This window comes from Novosphingobium profundi, assembly GCF_018491765.1.
Lineage (GTDB): Bacteria > Pseudomonadota > Alphaproteobacteria > Sphingomonadales > Sphingomonadaceae > Novosphingobium > Novosphingobium profundi.
In genome coordinates, this window is the sequence record NZ_JABWCU010000040.1 from 1 (window position 1) to 19516 (window position 19516).

The 19516-nt window shown below is 63.8% G+C and carries 15 protein-coding genes; 9 read left to right on the plus strand and 6 right to left on the minus strand.

Features of this window, described 5'->3' with window-relative positions:
• Window positions 1-251 precede the first annotated feature (251 nt).
• The 3 genes from HT136_RS24990 (at window position 252) to HT136_RS25000 (ending at window position 3199) form a co-directional block, all read left to right on the plus strand.
• The gene (locus tag HT136_RS24990) at window positions 252-1109 is read left to right on the plus strand and encodes an isocitrate lyase/PEP mutase family protein (protein WP_214202533.1); all 858 of its coding nucleotides are present in this window, start codon (window positions 252-254) and stop codon (window positions 1107-1109) included.
• Entirely contained in the window at window positions 1109-2248 is a 1140-nt protein-coding gene (locus HT136_RS24995; protein WP_214202534.1) for an alcohol dehydrogenase catalytic domain-containing protein, read from the plus strand. The genes HT136_RS24990 and HT136_RS24995 overlap by 1 nt, the downstream gene beginning before the upstream one ends.
• Before the next feature lie 156 nt (window positions 2249-2404).
• Window positions 2405-3199, plus strand: a complete 795-nt coding sequence (locus HT136_RS25000; RefSeq protein WP_214202535.1) for an IclR family transcriptional regulator domain-containing protein — start codon at window positions 2405-2407, stop codon at window positions 3197-3199.
• 96 nt (window positions 3200-3295) lie between these two features.
• On the opposite strand, the gene HT136_RS25005 is transcribed toward HT136_RS25000, so the two are convergent.
• From HT136_RS25005 to HT136_RS25020, 4 genes are all read right to left on the minus strand, one after another.
• The gene (locus HT136_RS25005) at window positions 3296-4801 is read right to left on the minus strand and encodes an aldehyde dehydrogenase family protein (protein WP_214202536.1); all 1506 of its coding nucleotides are present in this window, start codon (window positions 4799-4801) and stop codon (window positions 3296-3298) included.
• The gene (locus HT136_RS25010; RefSeq protein ID WP_214202537.1) at window positions 4801-5952 is read right to left on the minus strand and encodes an FAD-dependent monooxygenase; all 1152 of its coding nucleotides are present in this window, start codon (window positions 5950-5952) and stop codon (window positions 4801-4803) included. The genes HT136_RS25005 and HT136_RS25010 overlap by 1 nt, the downstream gene beginning before the upstream one ends.
• Window positions 5953-5962: 10 nt before the next feature.
• Window positions 5963-6880: a polysaccharide deacetylase family protein gene (locus HT136_RS25015; RefSeq protein ID WP_214202538.1), complete on the minus strand. Its 918-nt coding sequence runs from the start codon at window positions 6878-6880 to the stop codon at window positions 5963-5965.
• Window positions 6881-6995: 115 nt separating this feature from the next.
• Entirely contained in the window at window positions 6996-8474 is a 1479-nt protein-coding gene (locus tag HT136_RS25020; protein WP_214202539.1) for a flavin monoamine oxidase family protein, read from the minus strand.
• Between the two features lie 246 nt (window positions 8475-8720).
• On the opposite strand from HT136_RS25020, the gene HT136_RS25025 reads away from it, so the two are divergent.
• Both HT136_RS25025 and HT136_RS25030 read left to right on the plus strand, forming a co-directional pair.
• Window positions 8721-9764: an alpha/beta fold hydrolase gene (locus HT136_RS25025; RefSeq protein ID WP_214202540.1), complete on the plus strand. Its 1044-nt coding sequence runs from the start codon at window positions 8721-8723 to the stop codon at window positions 9762-9764.
• Between the two features lie 133 nt (window positions 9765-9897).
• Window positions 9898-10536 carry an isochorismatase family protein gene (locus tag HT136_RS25030; protein WP_214202541.1) on the plus strand — a complete coding sequence of 213 codons (639 nt, stop codon included), beginning with the start codon at window positions 9898-9900 and terminating at the stop codon, window positions 10534-10536.
• Window positions 10537-10566: 30 nt separating this feature from the next.
• Here HT136_RS25030 and HT136_RS25035 read toward each other — a convergent pair whose 3' ends face one another.
• Complete coding sequence (locus HT136_RS25035) at window positions 10567-11661, minus strand: VOC family protein (protein ID WP_214202542.1); 1095 nt, start codon at window positions 11659-11661, stop codon at window positions 10567-10569.
• A gap of 584 nt (window positions 11662-12245) precedes the next feature.
• Between HT136_RS25035 and HT136_RS25040 the strand changes: the two genes are divergently transcribed.
• Window positions 12246-14687 (plus strand): TonB-dependent receptor, encoded by a 2442-nt coding sequence (locus HT136_RS25040; RefSeq protein ID WP_214202543.1) that lies wholly within the window; start codon window positions 12246-12248, stop codon window positions 14685-14687.
• Window positions 14688-14867: 180 nt separating this feature from the next.
• Window positions 14868-16427 (plus strand): FAD-binding oxidoreductase, encoded by a 1560-nt coding sequence (locus tag HT136_RS25045; protein WP_214202544.1) that lies wholly within the window; start codon window positions 14868-14870, stop codon window positions 16425-16427.
• 140 nt (window positions 16428-16567) lie between these two features.
• On the opposite strand, the gene HT136_RS25050 is transcribed toward HT136_RS25045, so the two are convergent.
• Window positions 16568-17626: a DUF1838 family protein gene (locus tag HT136_RS25050; protein WP_214202545.1), complete on the minus strand. Its 1059-nt coding sequence runs from the start codon at window positions 17624-17626 to the stop codon at window positions 16568-16570.
• Between the two features lie 198 nt (window positions 17627-17824).
• Between HT136_RS25050 and HT136_RS25055 the strand changes: the two genes are divergently transcribed.
• Entirely contained in the window at window positions 17825-19054 is a 1230-nt protein-coding gene (locus tag HT136_RS25055) for a class I SAM-dependent methyltransferase (RefSeq protein ID WP_214202546.1), read from the plus strand.
• Window positions 19055-19077: 23 nt separating this feature from the next.
• Window positions 19078-19443: a hypothetical protein gene (locus tag HT136_RS25060; RefSeq protein ID WP_214202547.1), complete on the plus strand. Its 366-nt coding sequence runs from the start codon at window positions 19078-19080 to the stop codon at window positions 19441-19443.
• Window positions 19444-19516 lie beyond the last annotated feature (73 nt).

The following is a 19516-nucleotide window of genomic DNA, read 5'->3' on the forward strand; positions in this document are numbered from 1 at the left end:
GCGATCGCGGAACCGTCGAGGTCTTCAACTTCGGCCCCGACATCGACACCCTGCGCAAGAACTGCCTCGAAGAAACCGGCCTCCCCGCACCCAAAAAGCCCATGTGGCGCCACGAACTCGCGGAGGCTGCGGAGTAAAGTAACAAGGTTGGAGGAAGGCGGCCCGCAACGCGCGAGGTCGCCTTCCTGCCTACCCAAGATCAACAGGTGCGGCATCGAACCGCACCCATGATGACGAAGACAGGATACCTGATGGCAAATCCGATCTTTCGGGAAAAGCTGCGCGCCGGCAAATTCTTCGTGGTCCCCGGCGTCCAGGACATGATCGCGGCCGTGATCGCCGACAAGGTGGGTTTCGATCTGGTCTACGGCACCGGCTACTGGCTGACCGCCTCGGCTTGGGGCCTGCCCGACGCAGGGATAGCCACCTACACCGAAATGAAGAACCGGATGGAGACGCTGGTGCGCACCAGCAAGGCCGGCGTCATCGCCGACGGCGACACCGGTTATGGCGGCCTCCTCAACGTGCACCACACCGTGCGCGGCTACGAGGATGCGGGCGTCACGGCGATCCAGCTGGAAGACCAGGAATTTCCCAAGAAATGCGGCCATACACCGCACAAGCGGATCATCGCGGCCGAGGACATGGTCGAGAAGATCAAGGTGGCCGTTGCCGCGCGCCGTGACGAGAACTTCGTCGTGATCGCGCGCACCGATGCCTACCAGTCGGAAGGGATGGACGGCGTCATGAAGCGCATGGAGGCTTATGCGGCCGCCGGCGCGGACGTGCTCTTCCCCGAAGCGCTCGCGACCAACGACGAAATCCGCATTGCCTGCCGCGACCTGCCGCTCCCGGTCATGGCCAATATGTCCAACAGTTCTCCCGAGCCGATGCCGTCTGCCGAAGCCCTCGCCGAACTGGGCCTTGCCTACGCGATCTATCCCTCGCTCATGGCGCTTGCCGCCTGCAGCGCGATGGAGAGCGCACTGCGCGGGCTGAAGGAGCACGGCACGGCCAACCCGGAAGGGCTGTTCAGTTTCAAGGAATTTTCCTCGTTGATCGGTTTCGACGAGGTCACCGCATTCGAGAAGAAGTGGGCACAGATCTAATGACCAAGGAAACCCCCGCCGCGGTTCGCCGCATAGCCGCCGCCGTTCTTTCGGCCTCGGGCGGACACGCCAGGCCTTATGCCGAAAGCGCACCGCTCGCCGTGAAGCCGATCGAGCTCGCCGATCCCAAGCCGGGCGAAGTGCTCGTGCGCATCGATGCGGCAGGCATCTGCCATTCGGACCTTTCTGTGGTGAACGGCGACCGTCCGCGTCCAATGCCGATGGCACTGGGCCATGAAGCGGCCGCAACTGTGCTGGCGCTGGGCGATCCCGAGGAGCCCGGCCTGGCGGTGGGTGACCGGTGCGTGCTGGTGTTCCTGCCCTCTTGCGGACAGTGCGAGGAATGTCTTTCGGGCGAAGGTTACCTGTGCAGCGTGGGAGCCGCTGCCAACGGCAAGGGCGAGCTGCTGCGCGGCGGCTCGCGCCTCTCTTGTGAGGGCGAGACGATCCACCATCACCTGGGCTGCTCGGCCTTCGCAACGCAAGCGGTTGTCGACCGTCGCTCGCTGGTAAAGATCCCCTCCGACATTCCCCCCGAGACCGCCGCGCTGTTCGGCTGTGCGGTCCTGACGGGTGTGGGCGCGGTGATGAACACCGCGCAGGTCCGACCCGGAGAGAGCGTCACCATCTACGGTCTGGGCGGTGTCGGACTTTCTGCCCTGCTTGGTGCCCTTGCCGCCGGTGCGCAGCCAGTGCACGCGATCGATCCTTCGCCCGCCAAGCGGGCCCTCGCGCTCGAGCTGGGCGCCGCCAGTGCGAGCGCACCGGGCGAGGACAAAGCCGCAATGGGCAGCGACGTCGTGATCGAGACCGTCGGCAAGGCCGCCGTTCTTGCTGCCGCCTACAACTCGGCCCGGCGCGGTGGCCGCATCGTCACGGTCGGCTTGCCGCACCCCGACGAGGACCTCTCGATCAAGGCGGTTTCGCTGGTTGCGGACGGCAAGTCGCTCATGGGCAGCTACATGGGCTCGGCCATCCCGGCGCGCGACATTCCGCGCTACATCAAGCTGTGGCGTGCGGGACGACTGCCCGTGGAGAAACTTCTGACCTCCGTCGGACCGCTCGAGGAAATAAACGAATCAATGGACAAGCTCGCCTCGGGCGAGGCTATCCGACAGGTGATTGTCCCGGCCTGGTGAAAATTCCTACGCCATGACGCAGATCAAAATGGCGGATATGCGTTCCGACAGGCGGCCACGATGGTCGCCTGTCGGATAAAAACTTGAATTTCGCGGTCAACTGTAATCCATTGGTCATTCTCCGGACATGCCAAGAATGCACAGGGAGTTTGACCGTTGGAAAAAGGTGTGCCCATTCGCTCGATCACGCGCTCGATCTCGGCGCTGAAGGCGATCAATCGCCATGGCTCGCTCTCGATGATGGAAATCGCGAAAGCGGCGGACGTCCCCTACCCCACAGCCTGCCGCATTGTTCAGACGCTGCTTTATGAAGGTCTGATCGAACAGGAACCTTCGCGCAAGCGCTACCGCCCGACGGCGCTGGTGCAGACGCTGGCGACCGGTTTCCAGCACGATGACGAGCTGGTGCGCATCGCGCGTCCGCACATCGTCGGCCTCACCAAGCGCATTGGCTGGCCCGTCTCCGTAGCGATCCGCGTGGGCCGCGAGATGATGCTGCGCGACAGCACGCACTCGAACTCCTCGCTGACCTTCGAGCACTACTACCCCGGCTTTACCCTGCCGATCCTCGACAGCGCCTCGGGCAAGGTCTCGATGGCCTACGCGCCCGACGAGGAACGCGAGATGATCCTGCGCTTCATGCGCGTCTCGCAAGACATCGACCTCAACTACCTGGCAACCGCCGAAGTCAGCCTCGACGTCGAGCGCATCCGCGCCGAAGGCTATGCCGTGCAGGGCCGCAACCACTTCAACCTGACGCCGGGCAAGACCTCGTCGGTGTCGGTGCCGGTCTTCCGCAACGGCCATTACCAGGCGGCGTTGACCATGGTGTTCTTCGTGGCGGCAATGCGCCTCTCGCAGGCTCTCGAGCTCTATCTCGACGACCTCAAGGGTACGGCCGCAGCGATCAGCCACGATCTTTCGAATCCGGTTCCGATGGGTCACGCCTGATCGGACATTTCCGCAGTCGCGGACGGAACAAGGCCGGGAAAGCATGAGGGTGCTTTCCCGGCCTTCATTCATGCCGGATCGTGATGCAGGGCCCGATCAGAGCCTTACGGTGACCGCCTTGGTCTCCAGGTAGGCGTCGAGGCCTTCGTTGCCGAACTCGCGGCCCCAGCCCGACTGGCCATAGCCCCCGAAGGGAATGTTGGTGCCGACCGCGCCGTGGCAGTTGATCGAGACATGGCCCGAACGAATGCGCTTGACGAGGCGGTGCGCGGTCGAGAGATCCCTCGTCCAGACGCTGCCCGAAAGGCCGTAGGGCGTGTCGTTGGCAAGCGCGGCAAGTGCATCAAGATCGGTTGTCGCAACCTTCTGGATCGCCATGACCGGGCCGAAGATTTCCTCGCGGGTGACGGCCATCTGCGGTGTGCAGTCGGTGAAGATCGTCGGCCGGATGAAGTTGCCTGGACGGTCGAGTTTTTCGCCGCCCGCGACAAGCGTCGCACCGGCCGCCTTGGCGCCCTCGATATAGCCCATGACCTTGGCGCTGTGCGCGTCCGAGATCATCGGGCCCTGCATCGTGGCCATGTCGAGCCCGTGGCCAAGCGTCATCATTTTCGCGAAGCCCTCAAGCCCCTCGACCAGCTGGTCATGGATACTCTCGTGCGCGAAGATGCGCGTGCCAGCCATGCAGTTCTGGCCCTGCAGGAAGAACGTCGCCATCGAGACGCCGGGGATGGCGAGCTCGAGATCGGCATCGGGCATGACCACGACCGGGCTCTTGCCGCCCAGTTCGAGGCTCACGCGCTTCAGGTTGCCCATCGAGGCCGCGATGATCCGCTTGCCGGTCGCAGTCGAGCCGGTGAACGAGATCTTGTCGACGCCCGGATGCTCGGACAGCGCCGCGCCCGCGTCGGCGCCCAGGCCGTTGACGATGTTGACGACGCCCTCGGGGAAGCCGGCGTCGCAAATCATCTGGCCCAGCGCCAGGACCGAAAGCGGGGTCATTTCCGAGGGCTTGACCACTACCGTGCAACCCGCCGCAAGTGCTGGCGCCATCTTGAGGATCGCGGTCGAGAGCGGCACGTTCCAAGGCACGATCTGCCCGGCCACGCCCACCGGTTCGCGCAGCGTGTAGGTGAGCGCCTCGGTCTCGTCGGCAATGTGGCGCGGGGGCGCGGTGGTCGTGCCCTCGATGCGCATGATTGCGCCCGCATAGTAGTCGATCATCTCGACGACGTTGGCGGTGGTGAGCCCGGCGATGAAGCGCGGCATGCCGTTGTCGAGCACGTCAAGCTCGGTCAGCAGCGTCGCGTTCGCGTCCATGATGCGCGCCAGCTTGTGCAGGATCGCGGTCCGTGCGGCAACCGTCATGCGGCCCCAAGGCCCCTCGAAGGCCTTGCGGGCAGCGGCGACCGCGGCATCGATCTCGGCCTTGCCGCCGATCTGGAAGGAGGTGAGCGCCAGACCCGTCGCCGGATCGAGCGTCTCCAACTTGCCGCTGCCTTCGACCCACTGGCCACCAATCAGCAGCTTGTGCGACTGGGCGAGGAAGCCCCGCGTCTCATCCGAGATCGCGTGGCCGTCGTAAGGAATTGCGGTGTTCATCAGACCTCCACGGTGCGCGGATCGTAAGTGAACAGGCCGAGCGATTCCTCGTCCTTCATCTCGCCAAGGCCGAACAGCGCGGTGTCCTGACCCTGCATCCGGTCGGCGTTATTGTTCGATTCCGCCTGGATGAAGGTGGCGCGTTCGTGGCGCGCGGCCTCGTAACGTTCAATGCCCTCGGCGATCGTGCCCGACGCGGCCAGCGCACGGGCAAGCACCACTGCGTCCTCGATCCCGCAGGCCGCGCCATGCCCCAGAAAGGGCGTCATCGCGTGCGCGGCATCGCCGATCAGCGTGACGTTGCCATCGAGGTTCCAGCTCGGCAGCGCGGTGCGCGCGTTGAGCGCCCACTTGTACATCGGCTGCTGGCAGGCGGCGTCGATCAGGCGCTGCGCGTCGCCGCACCAGCCCTTGTAGACCTTGCGCACTTCCTCGGGATCGACCGGCGTTGTCCAGCCTTCGTCGCTCCAGCCATCCTGGCGGGCGAAAAACACCAGGTTCATCGCCGAGTAGTCGCGGATGTTATAACGCGTGATCATCGCGCCCGGGCCGATGATGATGCCCGGGAAGTCCGAGAGGTCCTTGATGTCCTCTGTCACCGGCACCAGGGTGCGCCAGGCGACGTGGCCGGTGAAGTGCGGCGCCTTGGCATCGAAGCGCTGGCGGATCACCGACTTGACGCCGTCGGCGCCCACCAGCAAGTCGCCGGTGATCGTGCTGCCGTCGGCGAGCGTGACCGTGGCGCCCTCGCTCGAAACGACAGGCGCATTGCAGCGCAAGTCCACGCCCGATCGACGCGCGGCCTCGGTCAGCACCTCGTGCAGGTCGGCACGGTGGATGGTGATGTACGGCGCGCCGTACTTGTCCATCTGGCCGGTGCGGTCCTTCTCGACGAGCGTGCGCCCGTCCTGCCAGTGCTGGATGCGCTGGCGGGCGGGCTCGACGCCGGCCCTGGTGGCGGCCTCGCAGGCGCCGATGAAGTCGAGCCCCTTCATGGCGTTGGGGGAGAGCGTGACGCCCGCCCCGATCTCGCCGAATTCGGGCGCGCTCTCGAGCAGTGTGACGGCAAAGCCCTGTTGTGCGATCGCTGCGGCTGCGGTCATTCCCGCGATACCACCGCCAACGATCACGATCCTCTCGGGACGATTCATGGTGGGTGCCTTATCCTTCGAGCTGGCCGGGAATGTGGCTCTCATGGTTGGCGAGATACCACTCGGCGATTTCTTCGCGGGTGGCCCACCACACGCCCGGAAGCGACTTGGCGTGTTCGATGAATTCGCGCAGCGCCCGCACGCGGTGGGCGCGGCCCGAAACGTGCGGGTGCAAGCCCACGTTCATGATCCGGCCCGAGGTGGCACCCTCGGCGTAGAGCACGTCAAGTTCCTCGATCAGCGCGTCGCGGAACTGGTCGGTGGTGAAGTTCTTGCGGGTGATGAACGTGAAGTCGTTGATCTCGTTCGAGTAGGGAACCGAGACGATCGGACCGTTGGGGGTACGCAACAGGTAGGGCTGATCATCGTTCATGATGTCGCAGTAGAAGGTGCAGCCCTGCTCGGCGAGGATGTCGGCGGTCTGCAGCGTGCCGCGCAGCGACGAGGACAGCCAGCCCTTCGACTTGCGCCCGGTGTACTTCTCGAACTGCTCGAGGCTGCGCAGAACGATGTCGCGCTCCTTGGCCGGATCGTGGGCGAAGGTGGTCAGCAACTCGCCCTGTTCCCAGTTGTGGGTGAGCAGTTCCCAACCACGCTCGAGCACGGCGTCGGTCATCGCCTTGCGGCGCTCGAAGGTCACCGCGTTGGTGGTGCAGCTCGCCTTCACGCCCAGTTCGTCGAACAGGTCGAACATGCGCCAGATGCCCACGCGCTGGCCGTATTCGCGCCAGGTGAAGTTGGGGAAGTCGGGCGTATTGCCGGGGAGCACGTCGGGCAGGATTGCCGGGCCACCGGCGTAGTAGGGCTTGTCGGTGTCCTTGGTGAGGTCCCAGGTTTCCAGATTGAACGTCAGGATCAGGGCAACGCGCGCGCCATTGGGCCACTGCAGCGGCTTGCGCTGCGGAAGGGGGACGTAATCATATTCCATCGGGCAACTCTCACTAGCAACATTTCGCGAGGCGACAGGGACCATATTTCAGGCCCCTGCCCCCACTGGTTCGAACCGAATATCCGACTTACGGATAGGCTTGGCCGTCAGCCGATCAAACGCCAAGAACTTCGAGAACCGCGCGCTCGGCCGACTCCATCGCACCTTCGAGGCCGCGCGCACTCGTGGCAAGATGTTCTCCGCAAAAGTACATGTTTCCAGTGGGTTTTGCCATTTCGCCGACCCAGGTCGACTGACCCGGCGCGATGTAGGACACGTCGCCACCATTGAAACGCTCCTTCGCCCACGAAAAATACGTGTGCGCCTGAATCTTGCCCTTCGAGGCCGGACGCAGCTGCGCCAGGCGCGAGACGATCATCTGCTTGACCGCATCGCCCCCCATGCGGTCCCAGTAAAGCGCGAGATTGCCGCGTGCCTGGACGATGAAACCGGTGATCTGGTTGGGATCATCACCAAAGCGCTGCGGCATGATGTTGCCCAGAAGTCCGTCGGTCCACATCGCGGGCGAAAGGCCGTCCTCTTCCCAATACGGCGAGTCGGCGGTGATGAAGGCCATCGAGATCGGCTGATAGCCGAGCTGCTGCACGGCCTCGGCCTGCACCCCGTTGAAGCCGGGTTCGACCTTGACGTTTCGCAGCGCCGAGAGCGGGAGCGAGCAGATGACCTTGGGGGCACTGAAGCGCGAACCGTCGGCGCAGAACACCGTGGTCTTGCCCTCCTCCTGCACGATACCAAGCACTTCGCGGCCCAACAGGATGTCGCCCTTGATCTGCTTGGCCAGCGCGATCGGAAGCTGCTGGTTGCCGCCCTTTACCGCGAGCGATTCGGTGCCGGCCGCCATCATCGTCTTGATGAAGCCGTCGTTGAATTCCATCAGCAGCGAGGACGTGCCGTAGCCATTGACCCCGTAATAGGGCGCAATGTCGTTGGCGAGGTGGATCGCCGCGTCCGACAGGCCCAGTTCCTTGAGGCGGTCATGGAGCGAGATGTCGAGCGCGGCGTTGGCCGGATCGCTCCACTGTGTCCAGTCCTGGAGGCGGGGGTTCTTGGCGAAGAGCATGCCCACCAGTTCGCCCGGCATCACGCTCTTGAGCTGGTCGGGAAACGGATTTCCGGGAAATTTCGCCCACTCCTCGCGGGTCAGGGCGGTGTCGCCCATGTACAGCAGCGAGGGCGGCCCCATGCGCCAGCGGGCACCGACTTCCTGCAACTCGACGCCCGCGCGCTGGGCCGCATCGATCCCGCGGCCGTAGCCCGCGGCCATCGAGTTGAACCCCATTTCCGGATAGCCGGGCTGGTCCATCAGCGAGAGAATGCGTCCACCCACGCGATCACGTGCTTCGAGGATGGTGACCTTGAGGCCCTGCTCTTCCAGCAGGTGCGCGGCGTGGAGCCCGGAAATGCCCGCGCCCAGGATCAGCACGTCCGGTTGGCCGGGAGCCGCCTTCGCCGCAGGCTTCTTGGTGGCTGCGGGGGCCTTGGCCGATGCGGCCGGCGCGAACGAGGCGCCCGCCATCGCGCCGAGCCCCATTGCGGTGGCACCAAGTGCGAACTTACGCCTGTCGATTGCCATGGAACCTGTTACCTCCTCCTGGATGGGACGTCTTGCGCTGCGCCCTGCCGCGACATGCCGTCGCAGCGAGGACCGAGCAATAATGATGTCCCACTTCCTACCGGGTGATGGGTTCACCCGAAATTGCATGCAATGGCTCACCACCTGTCGGATAAGTCCTCAACGTTGCCATTTCGGGCGTCCTGCCTCGATAGTCTCCAGGCTTCACGAAAGCCTACCGTTCGACCAGTCAAGGAAGTCTGCACGATGCCGCGCCTCTTCAAACCGCTTTCCTTCGTCGCCGCGCTGGCCTGTGCAGCGGCTGTCACCGGCTTCGTGCCGAGCGGCGCGTCGGCGCAGGACGCAGCCTCCGGCGAGAACTCGGCGCAGCACCCGTACCTGACGCTCGACCAGTTGCGCGCGACATATTCCGACGCGCAGAGCAAGTTCATGACGATCGGCGGCCTCAAGATCCACTACAAGGACGAGGGCCCGCGCAACGCCCCCGTGCTGCTCATGGTCCACGGTTCGGAAAGCAGCCTGCGCACGTTCGACCGCGAGACCCAGTTGCTCAAGGGCCGCTACCGTATCGTGCGCATCGATCTGCCGAGTTATGGCCTGTCGCAAGGCCCGACCGATGAAGCGCTCACCAAGCTGTCGCCGACCGACATCCCGATCGGCATTCTCGAGGGGCTCGGCATCAAAAAGGTGACGTATATCGGCGTATCGAGTGGTGGCACCATGGGCATGTATCTCGCCGCGCGCCGCCCCGACATGGTGGAGCGTCTGATCCTCTCGAACACGCCGTCCGATCCGGTCGACACCAGCCATCTGGTCATGCCCAAGGCCTTCACCGACGCCGTTGCGCGCGCGCAGAAGACCGGCTTTCGCGACCAGGACTTCTGGAACCAGTTCCTGAGCTATTTCGCAGGCGACGCGAGCCGCATCTCGCAGCAGACGAAGAAGGAATACTACGACTTCTACCGTCGCTATCCGGAGAAGAACCTCATCGGCCTGATAGCGCGCATCGGTGATGGCAAGCAGGCGACGATCGAGATGGCCAAAGTGCGCACGCCGACCTTGCTGATCTGGGGCACGGCCGACCCGCTTCTGCCCGAATCGGCCGCCGATGCGATTGAGCGCTATCTCAAGAACGCGCAGATCTCGCGGGTCCTGATGCCCGACGTCGGCCACTATCCTCCGCTCGAGGTGCCCGATCGCTTTGCCAAGATCGTGGCGTCCTACATCGAGGCCGGGACGCCCAATCTGCCTGCCGCATCCCCCGCTGGCGCGGCGCCCGTCCAGCCCTGATCTTCACCCAGCACTGACCGTCATGCGGAGCCTGCGCAAGGAAGGTCTTGCACAGGCTCGCCGGTGCGATAGGGCGTGAGGCGAGCGCGCAAGCGTTGCCGCGCCCGCACATTCTACAAGGGAAATCGATCCGATGAGCAGCGAAGAGGACCTTCTGGCCAACTACAAGAAGGCGTACGACAACAAGGTTGGATTCGGCTCGCGCCCCGCACTCGTGCTGATCGATTTCTGCCAGGCCTATTTCGAGCCGGGCAACATGCTCTACTCCGAAGTCGACGACGCCATCGCCTCGGCGCTGCGTGTGCGCGCCGCGGCCCGGGCCGCGGGCGTGCCGGTGATCCTGACCAACGTCGTCTACCACCCCTCGGGTTTCAACGGCGGGCGCTTCTTCGAAAAGGCCATGCCGCTCAAGAACTTCACGCAGGGCAACCCGATGGGCGCCTGGGGCCCGGGGCTCGAACCTTTCGAGGACGAACTGGTCATCTCCAAGCAGTATCCCAGCGCCTTCTTCGGCACTTCGCTGGCCTCGACGCTGACCGCAGCGGGCTGCGACAGCGTGATCCTGACGGGCCTTACCACGTCGGGCTGCGTGCGCGCGTCGTGCGTGGATTCGATGAGCCATGGCTTCCGCACCGCCGTGGTTGCCGAGGCCTGCGGCGATCGCCACGCCGGCCCGCACGATGCGAACCTGTTCGACATGAACGCGAAGTACGCCGACGTCGTCAGCGAAGCCGAAACGATCGCCTACCTCGAAGGCCTCAAGACCACTTGATCCCTTCGCAGGCGGTCGGAGTGGAAACGCTCAGGCCGCCTGCAGAAGTTCCAGACGCGCCCCCCAGGGCGTGGTCAAGGCGACAGCCCGGAAGCGGCCGTGGGGAAGCCAATCGAATTCGACCGGCTCGCTTCGGATGCAGCCCGCGCCGGCGAGGCGTCCGGCCATGGTATCGAGATCGCTGACGGCGAAACGAAGCCCCGCCCAACCTCGCAATGGGCCTTGAGCCTTGCTGAAGTCCCGTCCGCCGCAGTCGAAGGCGATGATCTCGACCGACCCTTCCATGCGCCCCTGCGGGTGATAAATACCGATCCGCATGGGGATTTTCGGCGACAGTCCCGGCGGAAAGCCCATGCAGTTCGCACCATCGGTGCCTGCGGCGAAGCTCTCGGTTTCCTGCACCGGCTTCCAGCCAAGTGCCTCGACGAAAAGGCTGCGTGCTGCGTCGAAATCGGGGACGACCTGGGTCGAATTGAAGACCCATGAGGTGGGCCCGGAAATGTCTTCATAGCCCTGCAAGGGCGGATGAACCCGCTGCATCGCCGCGATGCAGATGCCGTCGGCGTCGCGCTCGACCACTTCGCGCACGGCCAAGGATCCGAAATCCCAGTCGGTCACGGGGGCCGGGCTCAGGAATCCGTTGGCCGAGAAGGCCGCGTGGACGTCGTCCAGATCCGTCAGCGCGCGGATGTTGATGTCGAAGATGCCACCGTGGTCCCAAGCCTGCGCGCCATCGCGCTGCAACGGCACGATTGTTCCGTCGAGATCGACGAGCCGGATCGCGCCGCGCCGCGCATCGGGATGCCTGAGAAGAACTTCGGTTCCCTGCATCTCCTGCGCAACGCCCAAAAGGTCCAGCGCGCCACGCGGCACGCGGCCTTCGTGAACGTGTACATAGCCCAGGGCTGCGGCGAGGCGCCTTGCCGTAGCGCGCGCATCGGCGACGATGCCGACAGCCTCTTCAAATCCGTTGTCGAGCGAAAGCATGATCATATCGTATCGAGGGATTTGGTTCGTCCACGCTCTTCGATCGGCCGTCTCCTCGCCTGCCGGACAATCCGATCGAGCCCGCATATGGCGATCCGTGTGGATCGGGCATTGTATGCAAATGTCTTCAGGCCCCATTTCATTACCAAGACCTCTGCGCGATGCGTCGTCCTGCGAAACGTTCCGAGACCGTCCGCAAGTAGAACGCAACTGCGAACCCGTTGGAGTGCGCCCTCACCCCGACCATGAATTATGGGGGGTGCGGGTAGTTCTTACTCGCCAGGGCAGACAAGAGAGCGATTCGACGCCGCCGCAATGATCGCAATCAATTTGCTACAAGAGCGTGAATACCGCATCGAGCGAGCGCCAGGGCAGGCAAAACCTTGGTTCGTGCCACGCGAGCGCGCCCATCGTCATCCGACAGGCGAATACGCTTCGAATTCAAGCTCCATCCCCAGCCTGCTCCGTACATCCTCCATTTTGCATACAGATTTCGACTTTATCGTCGAGTTGCCAAAGGCGGCCGGAAGAGTCCGTCCGTATGCGCGAAATGAGAAGTGAGACGCCGGGAGACTGCAATCAGGTGCCGCAAAATCCAAGCCGCGCCGGTTGAAGTCGTTCGGTCGAATTGTTCCATTAACATATCATAATTCGAATGCAGGGAAATGCTGGGGTAACTGCTCGCCACAGCCGTTGCCAAAGCCAACAGTGAGGGGTCATCTATGAATCGCTACACCAAATATAGGCATCTTTCGTCGATCGCACTTGCGACCAGTTTGCTCTACGCCGCACCCGCGTTCGCCCAGGCGTCCGCCGATGAAGTTCGGACGGCACCGGGTGAAATCGTCGTCACCGCTCGTAAAACCGGCGAAGACATTCTCAAGACGCCGGTCACCGTGACCGCCATGACCTCCGACATGCTCGACCAGCGCGGCATCGTGTCGATGACCGATGTGGTGGAAGCGACGCCGGGCATCAGCATCAACAACAGCTCGTCGGGCCACGCCGACCGCTCGTTCCAGCAGGTTGTCCTGCGCGGAATGACGCCGTCCTCGACGCTCGCCACCACCGTATCGACCTTCATCGACGGCGTTCCGGTGTCCTCGCCTTCGCAGGTTAACGCCGTTTCGAACCCCGAGCGCGTGGAAATCCTGAAGGGTCCGCAGAGCGCCTACTTCGGCCGTAACACCTTCGCCGGCGCGATCAACGTCGTCACCAAGGTTCCGGGCAACGAATGGGGCGGTGAACTGCTCGGCATGATCGGCACGCGCGACAACTGGCGCCTGCGCGGTTCGGTCGAAGGCCCGATCATCGAGGACCTGCTCTCGTTCCGCATCGCGGGCGAAAAGACCTCGAAGTCGGGAAGCTGGAAGAATCAGGACGGCATCACCCTGGGCGACGAATCGACCACGGTTGGCAGCGCGATGCTCGCGATCACGCCTTCGCCGGACGTCACCATCAAGCTGTTCGGCATGCTCACCGAGGACAAGGACGGTCCGGCTGCCCAGACCCGACTCTACGCCTACGACGTACCGGGGGCCGGGATCGAAGGCCAGTCGAACTGCACCCTGACCGGCGACACCCGCGGTGTGCTCGACCCGACCACTGGCGAATCGCTGGGCACGGCCATTGCGCGCCCGTTCTTCTGTGGCACCATTCCCAAGATTGCCAACCCGGTCACCGCCAATGTCACTACCACCGACGCGATCCGCTCGTACTTGGCGGATTCGACCGGTCGCGTGGTCAACCCCGAGGACGGTGTCCATGGCTACGGTCTGGCACGCCACACCGAGCACGCACACGCGACGTTCGACTGGAATGTCACGCCCGCCCTCACGGCGTCTGTTCTCGCCGGTTACAACCACGAGACCTGGTCGACCTTCATCGATCTCGACGGCTACGACAGCAGCGCGCTCGGTTGGGGCATGAACTACCTGATCGAACGCAAGATCGAGGACTGGTCGGTCGAAGGCCGCCTCGCCTACGACATGGGTCCGTTCCGGGCCGTCGGCGGCGTCAGCTATCTCAACGCCGACATGTACAGCGGCCTCGCGGGTTATCCCGCCTTCGGCACCGCCGGTGGTCTCAGCCGCAACAAGACGACCGGCTTCTTCTTCGGCCTGACCTACGACCTCACCGACACGCTCTCGGTCAGCGGCGAAGGCCGTTACCAGATCGACCAGCTCGAGGCTTATGCCAACGGCGCGGGTCAGACGATCGTGTCGAGCGCCTTCCTTCCGGCCGGCTACTATGCTCCCAACTCGCTGCTCGCGAGCTCGAAGTACAAGAACTTCACTCCGCGTATCATCGTCAACTGGAACATCACCCCGGACATGATGGCTTATGCCTCGTGGTCGAAGGGTGTGAACCCCGCCGCGTTCAACACCTCGATCCTGTCGAACTCGGCAACGGTGCAGCAGGCCGCGCTCGATGCCGGTGGCCAGCTGGCGATCAAGCCCGAAAAGCTGACCAACTACGAAGTCGGCCTGAAGGGCCGCACCTTCGGCGGTCAGATGAGCTACACCGTCGCGGCCTACTACGCGCAGTGGCGTGACCAGATCAACGCGGTCACCATCGTTGCCCCGGACGCGACGCAGCCCACCGGCTACAGCTTCGTCAACACCTCGGCGAACTCGGGCTCGGTCGATCTCTACGGCATCGAGGGCGAACTGAACTGGTACGCCACCGACTTCCTGACGATCAACGCGGCCGGTGCCATCAACGAAACCGACATCCAGAGCTTCACCTCGACGACGGTTTCGCAGCTTACCGGCGTGTTCGACTTCTCGGGCAACGAGATGAAGAACACCTCGAAGTACTCGGCCAACGTCGGCATCCAGTTCGGTACCGACATCAAGGGCTGGGACGAAGGCAGCTGGTTCGTGCGCGGCGACTGGAACTTCAAGTCGGGCATGTGGTCGAACGAGGCGAACATCGCCAAGTCGCCCGACATGCACTTCTTCAACGCCCGCGCCGGGATCAGCCATGGCAACATCTCGCTGGAGGCGTTCGTGACGAACATCTTCAACAACAAGACGCCGATCTCGATCTCGGACAACTACACGCTGACGCCGACGTTCGCCTACGCCGCTGCCTACTCGGCGCTGAACCTGGGCCTTCCCGACCTGCGCACCGCAGGCCTGCAGGCCAAGATCAAGTTCTGATCGAACTTCGGTCGACTTGAAAACGTGAAGGGCCGGGAGTGCACAAGCGCTCCCGGCCCTTTGCTTTGACCCGCGTTGCCGGGTTATCGCAGAACGGATAACGGGCCGAGCCCCCTCGCCCGTTTCGGCCGGGATTGCCAAGCACTCGACTTGGAATACCGAATATCACAGAGAGACCGCATGGCTACCACGGCACACGACACGACCATTCTCGCCGCCTTGCAACAGGCGCTCGGCACGGACGCCGTGATCGAAGCAGGCGATCGGCTCGACTACTTCGCGAACGACGTCTACCGCAGCGGCGCACGCCCGCTGGCCGTGGTCCGTCCCACTTCGATCGAAGCGCTTCAGGAAGCGGTGCGGCTGTGCAACGAAACCGGTGTCGCCATGGTACCGCGTGGCGGCGGCGCCTCCTACACCGATGGTTACGTGCGCCAGGAAGGCGGCCATGTCCTGTTCGACACTGGCGCGCTCGACACGCTGGAGATCGATGAGGAGAACGCGATCGTCACCTGCGAGGCGGGCGTAACCTGGGCGAACCTCAAGGCCGCGCTGGATGCCAAGGGCCTGCGTACGCCGTTCTGGGGCCCCTTCTCGGGCATCGCGGCTACCGTGGGCGGCAGCGTCAGCCAGAACACGTTGAGCCACGGCACCACGATGCACGGTATCTCGGCGCAGTCGGTGATTTCGATGGACGTCGTGCTGGCCGATGGCAGCCTGCTTTCGACCAGCGCGTCCAAGGCCACCCGCTTCTATGGCCCCGACCTTACTGGCCTGTTCACCGGTGACTGCGGCATCTTCGGCATCAAGGCGCGCATCCGCCTGCCGCTGCTTCCCGTACTGCCCAAGTTCGAGTGCCTGAGTTACGCCTTCGACAGCTTCGCCGATTACCACAAGGCCTCGCGCAAGGCAGCTCTTGCCCGCCTCGACGACAGCCATTTCGGGCTCGACCTTGCGCTTTCGCAGGGCCAGATCGGTCGCCAGGAAGGTGTGGGCGCACGCCTCAAGATCGCCGCCGACATCTTGCGCAAGGCACCCAACAAGCTCAAGGGCTTGGCCCAGCTCGTGAAAATGGCGCTGGCCGGCGAGGACGCCATGAAGGCGGGCGCCTACATGTGCCACTTCATCCTCGAAGGCGCGGACCAGGACGAAGCCACGCTCAAAGCCAAGCAATTGCGCCGCCTGCTCGACGGGATCGGCCGCGAGATCGCCAATTCGATCCCGACTTTCGTCCACTCGGTGCCCTTCGCCCCGCTGTTCAACGTGCTCGGCCCGGGCGGCGAGCGCTGGGTTCCGATCCACGGCGTCCTTGCGCACGATCAGGCGGTCGCTTTCGACGCGGCGTTCAAGGCGCTGATCGAAAGTCGCAAGGCCGAGATGGAGAAGCTCGGGGTCTGGATCGGCACGATGTTTTCACCGACCGGTCCGACCGGTTTTCTCTACGAAGTCGCGCTGTACTGGCCCGAGGACCGCACGGCCTATCACAAGGCCACACTCGGCGAGGAATACCTGGGCCAGCAGCCGCAGTTTGCCAAGAATCCGGACGCAAGCGCCTTCGTCGACGAGCTCAAGGAAGCGATCATCGCGGTCTACCAGGAATACGGTGCCGGCCACTTCCAGCTCGGCCGCGCCTATCCCTATCAGCAGCGCCTTTCGGTCGAGGCCAAGTCGCTGCTCAGCGCGATCAAGTCGGAGCTCGATCCCAAGGGATTGATGAACCCGGGCGCGCTCGGCTTCTGATCGGCCAGGAATTCAAGGACAGGGCGGCGCAACCGGATGGTTGCGCCGCCCTTTCTTTTTGCGACGAGATTCGCCGCGGCATGAAAAAGAGGCCGGGAGCGAACTCCCGGCCTCCTTCTTTGTAACCTGTGCGAACGGGATTACTTGCCGCTGCGCTGAAGTGGCTGCGGGGTCGCGGGCGCCTTGGGCGGCTCCCAACCCTGCGGCACGGTCGCGGGCTTGTGGTCCTTGATATAGTTCTCGATGCTCGAGAGCGAGGGACCGTAGTCGCTGTCGGGCGCGTGGAGCCACTTGTCACCCATATTGCGCGCGGCCGCGACGAGGTCTTCGGGCAGCCCGGCCACGCCGTTCTCCACAGTCGAGAAATTGTTGAAGTAGGTGATGTGGCCTTCGGCCTGGCCCATCAGCATCCACGGCAGCCAGGGCGTGATGCGGGTCCACGAACCAGCGTGCTGGATGTGGGTCATCTTCGGGTTTTCGACATCCTTGCGGTTGACCACATAGATGAAGTGCTCCGAAACACGGTTGAAGGGGCCCGAGGACTCACGCACCCAGACCTTGGGATCGAGGCCGTTGGGGTACATCATGTCGATGTCGCTGCGCAGGATCAGGGTGTCGTTCGGACCTTCTTCCCATTCCTGGAGGAAGGGCGTGCGCGGCGGCTTGTCCTTGTTGAGACCACCGTACGAAGGCGGCTCGGGGTTCCACTGGCTGATCGTGAAGTTGAACGGATCGTTCGCGATCGGCACCACGTCGACGGTCTCGTCGGTATAGGGATTGTACCACTTGTCGATCAGCTTGCCGGTCTTGATGTCGCGATAGAACACGATCTCGCGCAGCAGGCGACGGTACGAACCGTCGTCCTGGCGAACCGAGCGCACGACACTGAAGCCTTCGCTGATGAAGAGCTGGCGGATCGGCTCATTGGGACGAACGCCGTAGACCTTGCCCTTGAGCCAGCCCACCTTCTCCTTGGTCGGATCGATGTCGGCGTCGATCCGCACGTACGTGTCGCGGTTCCACTCGGGATCCTTGAAATCGATCTTGGTCTTGAACGCCGGGGTCTGCGGGCTCGGACCCTTGCCCGCGGTGGCGGCCGCGGCCAGCGACGGAGCCGAGACGAGACCACTTGCGACACCGGCGGCTCCCAAGCCCGCCATGCCAAGGCTCTGTCGGCGACTGAACTTCAAATCATCCATGCTATGGTTCCCTTTGAGGGCTGGTGAATCGGTTCGATCAATTTGATCTATTGATATACTTTTTCTGCTTTCCTTGATCGAGCGCATCGCGATAGGATGGCTTGATCGCCAAGCGGATAGCGAACCGGCCCGACTATGACCGTGCAGGCCGCGCCCGCAAGTAACCCTCGAGAGCCCGACGAACAGAGGAGTCGCTTCATGCTCAATACATTTCAGCAAGCTGATCATCCGATGCTGCCCAAGGCGACGGCGGATGAGGCTGCCCGCGAAGAGTTCGCAAAGAGCTTCAAGGGCTTCATCCAGTCCACGCTCCTGCCCGGACTGACCCCGATCTACCAGACCCGCGTGTCCAAGGCATTCGAGAAGATCAACGGCCGTGCGCCCGAGAACCGCCGCGACATCCGCTCGGTCATGGTCGACGATATCTATTTCCAGCATTACGCCATGGCCAACCGCGTGGCGCAGGAACTGCTCTGGGAATCGGTCAACGTCTCGGTCGACCGCCAGCTGCCCGAACTGATCGAGAAGGCCCGCGAGCTTTCGGCCGCGGCCAAGGCCGAACTCAGCATCCCCGAAGGTTTCGTTCCCCCCCGCTACGTCACCGCGCTCGACATCCACTGCATGCCCGGTGGCTATTGTTCGGAAGTGACCGAGGAAGACGTCTCGGTCGGCGCGCTCTACGATCGCGGCGTGTACCTCTACTCGATGGGCTACACCGGCCCCAACAACGACGACATGGGTCGCTCGGTGGTGAACTACCTCAAGCGCAACATGCCCGACTTCAAGCCCAAGCGCATTCTCGACATGGGCTGCACGGTGGGTCACTCCACCCTGCCCTACAAGGAGCTGTTCCCCGAGGCCGAAGTCTGGGGCATCGACGTTGGCGGTCCTTGCGTGCGTTACGCCCACGCCCGCGCGGCCGGCATGGGCCTCGATGTCAACTTCGCGCAGATGAACGCGGAAGAGACCACATTTGCCGACGAGGAATTCGACCTCGTCGTCAGCCACATCCTGCTCCACGAGACGAGCGGCAAGGCGATGCCGCGCGTGTTCAACGAAGCCTTTCGCGTGCTCAAGCCCGGTGGCCTCATGATCCACGCCGACCTTCCCCCGTTCGATCTCATGGACCCCTTCACCCAGTTCATTCTCGACAACGAGACCTGGTACAACAACGAGCCGTTCTGGGGCGCGATGCGCGACATGGACCAGATCACGCTCGCCGAGAAGGCCGGCTTCGACCGCGCGGCGGTCCGCTTCGACACCGCGCCGATGGCGGTGATGGAATTTGCCGCAGCCGCGTCGGGCTACAGCCAGGACGCGTCCGAGCATGTCGCCGAGCGCGACTTCACTGCGGGCGAATTCGCCCCCGGCGGTGGCTGGGAAGTGCTGATCGCCAAGAAGGGCGAAAAGCAGGCACTCGCGGCCTGAGGCGCAAGGATTAGGAATTGAGAATGGAAAACATGACCCAAGAGCGCCCGCACGTCATTCGCCACGCGAAGGGGAAGCGTCCCGAATTCTACGAGACGCCGGGCCTCGATGCCGCGATGTCGATGATCATGGTGCTCGCCAGCGAGCTGTGCGTGGTGCGCGACCGCCTCGACAGCGCCGAGCGCGTCGCCAAGGCGAGCGGCCTCGATCTGGCCGCCGGGATCGAGACGCTCGAGCTTGACCAGGATGCCCTCGAGGAGCGCGAAGCGCGCCGTCAGGACTTCATGCAGCGCCTGTTCTACCTCCAGCTCAAGGACGCGGACGAAGCGGCCCAGTCGCAGACCGCCGAAGACTTCAAGGCGACGATCCACGAGATCGCCCAGCCCTGACCCGGTCGGCCGCCTTGCGAAAGGCGGTCCACCTCAAGACGAAAAACCCCGGCGGAGATCCTCCGCCGGGGTT

Coding starts and splice junctions, on each gene's coding strand:
- HT136_RS24990 (WP_214202533.1), top strand. CDS start 252: ATGGCAAATCCGATCTTTCGGGAAAAGCTGCGCGCCGGCAAATTCTTC.
- HT136_RS24995 (WP_214202534.1), top strand. CDS start 1,109: ATGACCAAGGAAACCCCCGCCGCGGTTCGCCGCATAGCCGCCGCCGTT.
- HT136_RS25005 (WP_214202536.1), bottom strand. CDS start 4,801: ATGAACACCGCAATTCCTTACGACGGCCACGCGATCTCGGATGAGACG.
- HT136_RS25010 (WP_214202537.1), bottom strand. CDS start 5,952: ATGAATCGTCCCGAGAGGATCGTGATCGTTGGCGGTGGTATCGCGGGA.
- HT136_RS25015 (WP_214202538.1), bottom strand. CDS start 6,880: ATGGAATATGATTACGTCCCCCTTCCGCAGCGCAAGCCGCTGCAGTGG.
- HT136_RS25020 (WP_214202539.1), bottom strand. CDS start 8,474: ATGGCAATCGACAGGCGTAAGTTCGCACTTGGTGCCACCGCAATGGGG.
- HT136_RS25025 (WP_214202540.1), top strand. CDS start 8,721: ATGCCGCGCCTCTTCAAACCGCTTTCCTTCGTCGCCGCGCTGGCCTGT.
- HT136_RS25030 (WP_214202541.1), top strand. CDS start 9,898: ATGAGCAGCGAAGAGGACCTTCTGGCCAACTACAAGAAGGCGTACGAC.
- HT136_RS25035 (WP_214202542.1), bottom strand. CDS start 11,661: ATGGGGCCTGAAGACATTTGCATACAATGCCCGATCCACACGGATCGC.
- HT136_RS25040 (WP_214202543.1), top strand. CDS start 12,246: ATGAATCGCTACACCAAATATAGGCATCTTTCGTCGATCGCACTTGCG.
- HT136_RS25045 (WP_214202544.1), top strand. CDS start 14,868: ATGGCTACCACGGCACACGACACGACCATTCTCGCCGCCTTGCAACAG.
- HT136_RS25050 (WP_214202545.1), bottom strand. CDS start 17,626: ATGGATGATTTGAAGTTCAGTCGCCGACAGAGCCTTGGCATGGCGGGC.
- HT136_RS25055 (WP_214202546.1), top strand. CDS start 17,825: ATGCTCAATACATTTCAGCAAGCTGATCATCCGATGCTGCCCAAGGCG.
- HT136_RS25060 (WP_214202547.1), top strand. CDS start 19,078: ATGGAAAACATGACCCAAGAGCGCCCGCACGTCATTCGCCACGCGAAG.